Here is a 7,860-nt window from a genome sequence, read left to right as displayed (position 1 = left end):
TGAAAGAGCGGTCAGGTTAGAATGAGTCATGGCGTATCACCTTCTGTTGGTTGAGATTCTTGCAGGAATCAATCAACAGGATACGCCATCCTTCTATCTCCCCGTACACCAGAAATGACCATAACTCGTGGTACTGGGTCGGTCTCTGAAGATGGTTTGCCGATACAGCTAACTAAACAGATTGTTGAACTTGATGTGGCCCCTTTTATATCGATGCAGAGCTCAACTCTTAAGGCTGGTGGTTTGGGCGGTTATATGACTCCTTCTAGAGAGTTGGGCCAAAAGATAGCACAGCTGGTTTACGGTCAATCTGAAGGGTTTGAACCACCTCAAAAGCGCTATATTTTGGATTATAACGAGCTAGAGCGTTGGAAGGCTGATACGTCTAATCTTAAGGGGCCAATCTCGATCATCAATGAGCCTCTCTCTATATTTACCGAGAGACAAGTTCAGACATACATCGGCCTACTTTTATTGATGGCTGCACTGTTGTCAGCTCTGTTTGCCTGGTGGAATTGGCATCAGTTAACCCTTCGAAATCGCCAGCTATCGAAGATAGAGTCTCTAGATAGACAGCTCCATTTAGCATTATCAACATCGAAGTTGGTGCTATTTGAGGAGAATGTTACTCATCAGACGGCTGAATGGATAGAAAAAGGTCCAAATGAGCCTGGATTGCCACTTGTAGGTGAGGCTAGATTAAATGCCACTGAACCTAGATATCGCGATCAAATCAGTGATGCGCTTGCTCAAACGGGTGTGGTCGTTGAGTACCCACTCTTTATAGAAGAATTGAATATGGAGAAATGGGTTAGAACTTCTTCAATTTCTGAATATACCAATAGTCAGGGTGAGCTGATTCGGATTCAGCTGTCACAGGATGTAACGGACATTAAAGAGAAAGAGTTGGCGCTTGCAGAGTCGGTAAAACGGACTGAAAAAGTACTGCAGCAGCTTAACGATGTTTCTGAATTTGGTGATATAGGACTCTTTCACAGTGATTTGATCAACGGTGTCGTCACGGCGAATGATGTCTTTAGATCCCTCTATGATCTCCCTAAAGATCAGTATCCGACGATTACTCAAGAGGATATCAGCACACGTATCGCTGCGGACAGTGGAGAGGATCAGCTTAAAAATCAACTCCACAATTGGCAATCAAATAATTTTCAAAAGATTCAGAGAGAGTTGTTACTCCCCTCTGGTGAGAGGCGTTACCTTGAGTTGAATGCTCGTCCTGAAGTGAAAGAGGGTGTATTGCAGGGGTTTAGCGGCGCAGTCATCAATCGTACAGATGATGTTCTGCTCAGGCATTAACTGGAGGTTACGCTTACTGAGCGCAGTCTGGCTGTCAAACGGTTAGAAGAGACGCTGCAAAAACAGAAACAGATGTTTGCTGTGATTGGTCATGAACTTCGAACACCGGCTGCGGCACTGAATATGATGTTGGAAGCGGACGATGCGGCGATTACAGAGTCGTTTGGTGATATTCGCTCAACCAGTCAGCACCTGTTAGCGGTATTGGATGATTTACGATCGGTGGTTGAACCAGAACTGATTCAAGAGAGAGCGCTCTCTAATGCTCGTCCAATAGAGATAATAGAGCGATCACTGACACCACTTAAAACGATGCTCGATAATAAACAGATTCGATGCTCGGTAAAATCGAATGATATGGCAGGTCACCAATTTAATCTCGATCAGCGGGGTATTCGACAGGTTTTAACCAACTTGGTTAAGAATGCCGTTGTGCACGGGCAAGGATCTACGATTCAAGTTCAGGTCGATGTGATGGCTCCTATATCAGCCAATGAGGAGACTATGCATCAGCTTCGTATCTCGGTTGAAGATGATGGTCGTGGAATTCCTACCTCTCAGTATGAGTCGATTTTTGAACCCTTCGAAAGAGGTGACACAGAAGCCGATGGAACCGGATTAGGGCTCTCAATCTGTCGTGAGATCATTCAAGCTAATGGCGGTACGCTCAATGTTAAAGAGAGTGAGGCGCTAGGAGGTGCTTGCTTCACAATCAATATGCCGGTTGAGCTTAAGCAGTCAGCAACCCCGGATGAAACGGCATCGATGGTTTCACTAGAGGGATTGAGTGTTTTGATGGCAGAAGACAATTTGATGCTCAGAAAGCTTAGTGAAAACTTACTGCAAAAATTGGGGGCTAACCCCGTTCTTGTGGAAAATGGCCAGCTGGCTCTAGATCTGTTTAATAAACAGAAATGGGATCTGATCATAACGGATATCTTTATGCCGGAGATGAACGGTTATGAGTTGGTCGAAGCGATACGTGCGACAGGAAGTGATGTGAAGGTGTTAGGAGTAACCGCCGCAACGGTCGGTAACGAACGAGATCTGTTGTTAAAAGCTGGTGCTGATGTCGTTATGGGTAAACCGATCACCTCTGAATCTTTGCAAAACGCTCTGTTGCAGTTGCAGCTAAGGGTGTGATTATATCTAGGCTTTAATCTTTATTAAGAGCGTTTGGCTTGTCTCACTGGTTTGTTTACGTCGTTCGTTGTTCCGATAAAACCCTCTATACAGGCGTTACCACGGATCCCACTAGACGACTCCGTCAACATAATGGTGAACTGGTTGGGGGCGCTAAATACACACGAGCTAGACGACCTGTGGAGCTTATCTGGCATGAGCAACATGCAGATCGTTCAAGTGCCACGCAGCGCGAGTGCGCAATTAAGCGGATGACTTTACAGCAAAAAACTCAATTAATAGGGTCGTGTCAGTTAGGATGATCTTAGCTTACTGAATGGAATTTTTTTCAGTTGAACTCCAGACCCATGGGTCTAAACTGAATAGTGAAAAGTCTGAAGCTGATATCCAGTGGTTGGCTTACCTGGCCCGGGTTTGAAGGGTATTACGAGTCGAAATATTGCTTTCGGCCAAGCGGGCGGCAACTCACTGTTTAGAAGTTATGGTTAACAGTAAGAGTGTCGCCCGTTTTCATTACGCGTTAGACGAAATAGCTACCTAAAAGATAACTGCTAAGGTAACCGACTAAAAACGCAATCGAGAGATAGACGACGTAGCGTGCATAGCTTCCGAAATTTAGGATATCCACTTTAGACATTGCAACGATGCCGGCTGCTGACCCAATTGCCAACAGCGACCCCCCAACACCCACAGAATAAGTTAAGGATAACCACTCGGCTTTAGACATCTCTACTCCAGATTTGAGCAGTGCCGCGGTCAAAGGTACGTTATCGACAAAGGCTGAGAAGACACCCATCGCAAAGTTTGCAACGGTGATGGGTAGGACCTGATAGATGCCTACTAAACTGTCTAGGGTTCCAATCTCTTTGAGCATCCCCACCAATAGCAAAATGCCCAAAAAGAACATCAATGTATCGAACTCGATGCGCCTAACGTAGTCCAATAGATTTTCTCGAGTATCCTCTTCATAGAGAAAACGGCCCAGCAGAAACATGGTGGACAGCCCGAAAAGGAAGGTCAAAACCGGTGGGATACCCGCAACAATATTGAGAATAATGGTCGAAATAATGGTTACAAGAAAAATAACCGCAATGACTTTGCCGACCTTGTCGTCCTTGCGAGGGGAAGGGGTAATAATCACCTGACCAACCAAGGGTCTAGAGAGCATGGCTGCTAACAGCATGGTGCTTACGAAAGCTGGTACTGAAAGTAGCAGTAGGTCAGTAATCTCTACCTTGCCGGCTAGAAATACCATTAATGTGGTGACATCACCGGTAATTAGGGATACACCACCGGAGTTGACTGCAAATACAACCAGTACAGAGAGTCTAAGGGTTTTACGTCTCTCTAAACCAAGCGATAGTACCAAGGCAATGGATACTAGGGTGGCTGTGATGTTGTCACAAAGACTTGAAAAGACAAAGGAGAAGATGCCGACCAGAAAGATGAGTTTTCGTTCACTGATTTGACTGGGTAGTAGACGATATATAAGCGTCTCAATCAGTCCTTGATGGTTTAAAAAGGCGACAAAGGTCATCGCGGACATTAAAAATAGCCAAAGCCCTGCGATATCTAAAAGGTTTTCATTGAGCATATCCCTGAGTTGCTCAGGCGTAACACCTTGTTCAGGAAACAGGAAGATCAATATCCAAGAGAGCGTGCCTAGAAACAGAGTCGATTTCGCTTTGTTCAGATGAATCAGCTCTTCAAACACAATGGCTAACAGTGCAATCAGAGCAAAAGCGATGAGTGTGTAGTGGAGCATAGATAATCCTTATCTGATATTGGCAAAGGTGTGCCTCTAAAGGATCGAAAGTTTACTACTTTAGTTGGATTTGATTATTAATAAATCAACGTATTAGGTGGGTTTTTAAGACTGGTTTTGCATAAGCTTATAGTTGGGTAAAGGAGGATACTCAGCCCCTTAGGCTGAGTATCGGATACCCTTAGGCTTTTTCTGCGCGTGGTTTGCGATTGCCTTTAGGTTTGCTGTTGCGATCGCGCGGTGGACCTTTACGACGCGTTGGTTTACCTGACATCTCATCTTGCCATGGGCGAATCGACAACTGTTTGCCGCAGACACGAGCATCAGCAATTTTCTTCAATTGTGCATGCTTAAGATCATTTGGAAGATCAATCGTTGAGAAGTTCTCACTGATGCTGATTCGTCCAATCAGATCGCTGCTGATATTCGCTTCGTTTGCGATCGCACCGACGATGTTACCCGGCTTAACGCCTTGTTGGTGGCCAACGCCGATCCAGTAACGGGTCTTACCTTCGTCTGCACCAGAGTCACGACGAGGTTTACGATCACCTCTTTCACCGCGCTCGCCACGATCAGAGCGTTCACGACGTGGGCGCTCTTTGAAGCTGGGCTCCTTCTCATCAAGATAGAAGGGCTTATCTTTGTAGATAAGCTGAAGTGCAGCAGCGGCTAGGGCAGAGGCTGTGATACCGCTCTCTGTCACTAGTTCAGTGATCAGGTTATGGAAGTCAGCCGTCTGTGGTTTATCAATCGCATTAACAAGACGCTCTTTTAGGCGCTGTGAACGCAATTGGTTCAGAGCTTTAGCATCGGGAAGTTCCAGTGTTTCAAGTGTTGAACGTGTGTGGCGTTCAATCGACTTAAGCAAACGGCGCTCACGATGAGTCACAAAAAGAACCGCATCACCTTGACGACCTGCACGTCCTGTACGACCAATACGGTGTACGTATGACTCAACATCGTAAGGAATATCGAAGTTAATAACGTGGCTAATACGCTCAACATCCAGACCGCGTGCAACAACATCGGTCGCCACGACAACATCAAGTTTGCCAGACTTTAGACGGCCCACAACGCGTTCACGTTGTGCTTGCTGAATGTCACCGTGCAGTGCAGCTGCATAGAAGCCTGCCTGAATAAGCTGTTCTGATAGCTCTTCAGTCGCTGTCTTAGTTCTAACAAAGATCAGCGCTGCATCGTGCTCGTGCATCTCGAGTAGGCGAGTTAACGCTTGGAACTTAGAGAGGCCACGAACTTCCCAAACGCGCTGGCGAATGGTGCTGGCTGTCTCAGTCTTGCTTTGAATCTTTACGTGCACAGGGTTTTGTAGGTAACGCTCAGTGATCGTTTTGATTTCACGTGGCATCGTCGCCGAGAACAGTGCGATCTGACGAGTAGGTGGCGTGTGCTCAAGCACCCACTCTACATCGTCAATAAAGCCCATGCGTAACATCTCATCCGCCTCATCCAGTACCAAACACTTTAGTTTGTCTAGGCTAAGAGTGCCGCGACGAACATGGTCCATGACACGGCCTGGTGTACCAATAATGACATGCACACCCTTACGTAGAGAGCGAAGTTGTGTGTCGTAACCCTGTCCACCATAGATTGATAGTGTACGTAGACCAGGGATGTACTTAGAGTACTTTTCGCAGGCTTCAGCTACCTGAATGGCGAGTTCGCGAGTTGGAGCAAGTACCAATACCTGTGGGTGGATCTTGCTAGTATCGACGTTCTGTAGAAGCGGCAGAGCGAAGGCGGCTGTTTTACCAGTACCCGTTTGCGCTTGCCCTAGAATATCACGGCCATCAAGAAGGGCTGGAATAGCGCCGGCTTGGATAGGAGAAGGTGTTTCATAGCCTACGTCAGAGAGTGCGTCGAGAATAGGCGTGCTTAAGCCAAGATCACTAAATGTGATCGGCTGATCAGTATCAGACATCAGATTTCCTGCTTTTAGGGGATCCCGTTACCCGCGGCCCATAAGTCAAAAGCAGGTGGAGGATCGTTGAAAGAGGCGCAAATTATACAGACTTTAGGCTAATAAGCCAGCTGTTTATTTTTTAAACAACAAAAAGGCCCGCCATGAAAGCGGGCCTGAACATTATGTGCTAGGCATCTCTAGCCCTTTAGAGACAAAGTCAAAGGACTTCATTCGCTCAATATAAGCGGCCACATTGGGGTATTGATCAGGTTCTATTTTTTGAAATTCAAAGCGATTTGCCCATGGAAAGATTGCGAAGTCAGCAATCGACAGTTGATCACAAACAAAGTCGCGTCCTTCCAATTGTTTATCCAGAACACCCCAAAGACGATGCGCCTCTTTGCAGTAGCGATCAACCGCGTAGGGGATAGGTTCCGGTGCAAATTTATTGAAGTGATGTGCCTGTCCAAGCATAGGTCCAAATCCACCCATCTGCCACATTAGCCACTGCATCACTTGCCAGTAGGCTTTAGGTTCTGTGGGCATAAACTGGCCACTTTTCTCGGCGAGATAGAGCAGGATAGCACCGGTTTCAAATAGGGAGATAGCCTCGCCATTAGGACCATCATGATCAACGATGGCGGGTATCTTATTGTTGGGACTGATGGCTAGAAATTCAGGTTTGAACTGTTCATCGTTAAGAATATCGACTCTATGGAGTTGATATTCGAAACCACAGGCTTCAAGCATGATTCGGATCTTATGGCCGTTTGGTGTGCCCCAGGTGTAGAAATCGATCATCTGATTAGCCTCGTGTGAAGTGTTGGTAAATTTTAATCAGCTCCTCTTCACTATAACTAACAATCACCAACTGTTGACCGGGTTTAATCAGGTCTGGATCCTGACCCAGCATTCCCTGTTGGTAGTTGTAAATGTAGATGTCGTTCACCTTAGAGTAGAGGAACTCGCCTAAGAAAGAGGAGCGTTGATTCTCAAGCACTTCGTCAGCAAGTTCTGGAATCTCTGCGATGAGCGTTTGTCCGTTCTCACCACTGAGCTTGATCCCTTCACGGAAGGTGTTGGTAAGGCCACGCTGCAATATGCCCCAGAGCCCTTGCATGTCGTTGGGGGTTACCGCATGAATGTAGAAGACACTGCCGGCAGCGATGTCGGGATTAGATAGAAGCTCTTTAATACGAATTTTGTCTCCGGGTGACAGTGTTTTGGTATTGATAACATTGTCTTCAGAGATGAGTTTCATCATCTGATCAGGCTTCACCGATTCATTGCTGACGAGTGGCTGCTTCACAACAAGGGTTGAGGTTTGTACACCCTGGGTTTGAGCCTCATCAGCGGCCTCCATAGCTGTCTGAATGGTCTCTACTTGAGCGGCCTCACTCTTCATGTTGGGTAGTTCTAGCAGTTGATCACCGGTAACAAAGTTATTCGCTTGTTTAATATCGAGCGCTTCATCTTTGGTCTCTTCGGTCAGTGTTTTAATGACCTTTTTGGCCGCTTTTTCTGTCTCTGCAAGGGGCTGTTGTGAGGGGGTGCTTTGTGGTTGCACACTTTCGCCGGTTTGGGAGTCAGTGGATATTTCCGGTTTGTTCAGGAAAAGGTAAGTCGATACTGCAATGATAATCAGAATAAGAGCGATAATGACGCGTTGCATTGTGGTGTGTCCTTAACAGGCGACTGATTCGAATCAGGGTTG

The 7,860-nt window shown here is 46.4% G+C and carries 7 protein-coding genes; 3 read left to right on the top strand and 4 right to left on the bottom strand.

Annotated features, from left to right (window positions below; all coding sequences use genetic code 11):
* Nucleotides 1-114 precede the first annotated feature (114 nt).
* The 3 genes from XMA127_RS07835 (at nucleotide 115) to XMA127_RS07825 (ending at nucleotide 2,762) form a co-directional block, all read left to right on the top strand.
* Nucleotides 115-1,317, top strand: a complete 1,203-nt coding sequence (locus XMA127_RS07835) for a hypothetical protein (RefSeq protein ID WP_173499084.1) — start codon at nucleotides 115-117, stop codon at nucleotides 1,315-1,317.
* Between the two features lie 72 nt (nucleotides 1,318-1,389).
* On the top strand, nucleotides 1,390-2,460 hold the full coding sequence (locus XMA127_RS07830) for a hybrid sensor histidine kinase/response regulator (protein WP_173499083.1): 1,071 nt from the start codon (nucleotides 1,390-1,392) through the stop codon (nucleotides 2,458-2,460).
* Between the two features lie 38 nt (nucleotides 2,461-2,498).
* Nucleotides 2,499-2,762 carry a GIY-YIG nuclease family protein gene (locus tag XMA127_RS07825; protein WP_173482443.1) on the top strand — a complete coding sequence of 88 codons (264 nt, stop codon included), beginning with the start codon at nucleotides 2,499-2,501 and terminating at the stop codon, nucleotides 2,760-2,762.
* Nucleotides 2,763-2,980: 218 nt separating this feature from the next.
* Here XMA127_RS07825 and nhaD read toward each other — a convergent pair whose 3' ends face one another.
* The 4 genes from nhaD to XMA127_RS07805 all read right to left on the bottom strand — a co-directional run bounded on the left by nhaD (nucleotide 2,981) and on the right by XMA127_RS07805 (nucleotide 7,818).
* Complete coding sequence (gene nhaD / locus XMA127_RS07820) at nucleotides 2,981-4,225, bottom strand: sodium:proton antiporter NhaD (protein ID WP_173499082.1); 1,245 nt, start codon at nucleotides 4,223-4,225, stop codon at nucleotides 2,981-2,983.
* A 181-nt stretch (nucleotides 4,226-4,406) separates the two neighbouring features.
* Nucleotides 4,407-6,164, bottom strand: coding sequence for a DEAD/DEAH box helicase (locus tag XMA127_RS07815; protein ID WP_173480864.1), 1,758 nt, complete (start codon nucleotides 6,162-6,164; stop codon nucleotides 4,407-4,409).
* 162 nt (nucleotides 6,165-6,326) lie between these two features.
* Nucleotides 6,327-6,947 (bottom strand): glutathione S-transferase family protein, encoded by a 621-nt coding sequence (locus tag XMA127_RS07810; protein ID WP_173480865.1) that lies wholly within the window; start codon nucleotides 6,945-6,947, stop codon nucleotides 6,327-6,329.
* A 4-nt stretch (nucleotides 6,948-6,951) separates the two neighbouring features.
* Complete coding sequence (locus XMA127_RS07805; protein ID WP_173499081.1) at nucleotides 6,952-7,818, bottom strand: hypothetical protein; 867 nt, start codon at nucleotides 7,816-7,818, stop codon at nucleotides 6,952-6,954.
* Nucleotides 7,819-7,860 lie beyond the last annotated feature (42 nt).

The sequence above is a fragment of the Marinobacterium sp. xm-a-127 genome, assembly GCF_013283425.1.
Taxonomy (GTDB): domain Bacteria; phylum Pseudomonadota; class Gammaproteobacteria; order Pseudomonadales; family Balneatricaceae; genus Marinobacterium_E.
The sequence above is the reverse complement of the archived record's forward strand: the minus strand, read 5'-3'. Positions and strand labels throughout refer to the sequence as shown.

Coding starts and splice junctions, on each gene's coding strand:
- nhaD (WP_173499082.1), bottom strand. CDS start 4,225: ATGCTCCACTACACACTCATCGCTTTTGCTCTGATTGCACTGTTAGCC.
- XMA127_RS07835 (WP_173499084.1), top strand. CDS start 115: ATGACCATAACTCGTGGTACTGGGTCGGTCTCTGAAGATGGTTTGCCG.
- XMA127_RS07815 (WP_173480864.1), bottom strand. CDS start 6,164: ATGTCTGATACTGATCAGCCGATCACATTTAGTGATCTTGGCTTAAGC.
- XMA127_RS07810 (WP_173480865.1), bottom strand. CDS start 6,947: ATGATCGATTTCTACACCTGGGGCACACCAAACGGCCATAAGATCCGA.
- XMA127_RS07830 (WP_173499083.1), top strand. CDS start 1,390: ATGTTTGCTGTGATTGGTCATGAACTTCGAACACCGGCTGCGGCACTG.
- XMA127_RS07805 (WP_173499081.1), bottom strand. CDS start 7,818: ATGCAACGCGTCATTATCGCTCTTATTCTGATTATCATTGCAGTATCG.